Origin of the sequence: Nocardia sp. NPDC005978 (assembly GCF_040614455.1) — a bacterium.
Lineage (GTDB): Bacteria > Actinomycetota > Actinomycetes > Mycobacteriales > Mycobacteriaceae > Nocardia.
The window spans coordinates 1-1,033 of record NZ_JBEXUS010000259.1 but is presented as its reverse complement, the minus strand read 5'-3'; the positions used below and the strand labels follow the sequence as shown (position 1 = coordinate 1,033).

Below are 1,033 nucleotides of genomic sequence, written 5' to 3'. Positions count from 1 at the left end.
ATTAAAAACATCAAAAGAATATTATGAAACAGTAATATCAGGTATAAATGAATTAAACTCAAAATTAGAAACAAATAATTATGAAATAACTAATAACAAAGGAATTACAGAAAAATATAAAACAGTAACAGGAGGTTCATACTATAGTAACTCATACTGGTGGGGTGTAGAATACTTAACATATAACTCTACACAAAAAGCAGAATTATCTAGAGACTTAGCTATATCAGCAGCAATAATAAGTGCAGGTTCTGGAATTCCAATAATTGGCCCAGGTTTTGGTATCTCTGCGGCACTCTATGGTGTAATGGCAGCAAGAGTAGGCGGCTTTTGGTCAGATAGATTAAAATTAAAAATCTTCCGTACTGCACTATATCATACCATCGATGCTATATAATCTTGCAATAATAACTATGCTCATAGCATCTTCATTACCTATATTAAAATTACTGCTTAAAGATTTAAAAAAAAGTAAATATAAAATAATATTAATAATAATTTATTTAATAATAATTTTAACTTTATATTTAAATCTAAAAGTATAACATATAAAAGTAAAAGTCTCTTCATAACAAGCTACAAATTACTATGAAAAGCTAGTATAAAGAAAAAACCTAAGGAATGCAACTCCTTAGGTTTTTTCTTTATACAATTTTAAACAACTACTTATATTTTTATTTTACTCTATTTCCTTTATTTTTACAAACTTTAATATTATACCTAAATAAACTACTCTTTTTCTGTCTCATTAAACTCATTTACTATATTTTTCTTTCTCGCATTTAATATTGCAACCTTTTCTACAACTGTTAATTTTTGTATATCTTCATCATTTCTTGTATAACTATTATCTTCAAAATTCCAATGATATATAAATTTATATACATACTCCACTTGCTCTTCTGTTATATAGTCGTTTAATTCACCCTTTTTAAACCTGTTTATAGCCTCTTTATTTACTCCGCCGTGTCTATATATCCATTCACCCATCAATCCGTTATAAAAGTGTCTAAACACTTACTCAGAGTACAAA

The 1,033-nt window shown here is 26.6% G+C and carries 2 protein-coding genes; one reads left to right on the top strand and one right to left on the bottom strand.

All coding sequences use genetic code 11. The features are described 5' to 3' along the window. On the top strand, positions 1-397 hold a 397-nt coding region (locus ABZ319_RS40540; protein ID WP_354991900.1), incomplete at its 5' end, for a hypothetical protein. A gap of 332 nt (positions 398-729) precedes the next feature. Here ABZ319_RS40540 and ABZ319_RS40535 read toward each other — a convergent pair. Next, complete coding sequence (locus ABZ319_RS40535; protein WP_354991899.1) at positions 730-990, bottom strand: hypothetical protein; 261 nt, start codon at positions 988-990, stop codon at positions 730-732. Positions 991-1,033 lie beyond the last annotated feature (43 nt).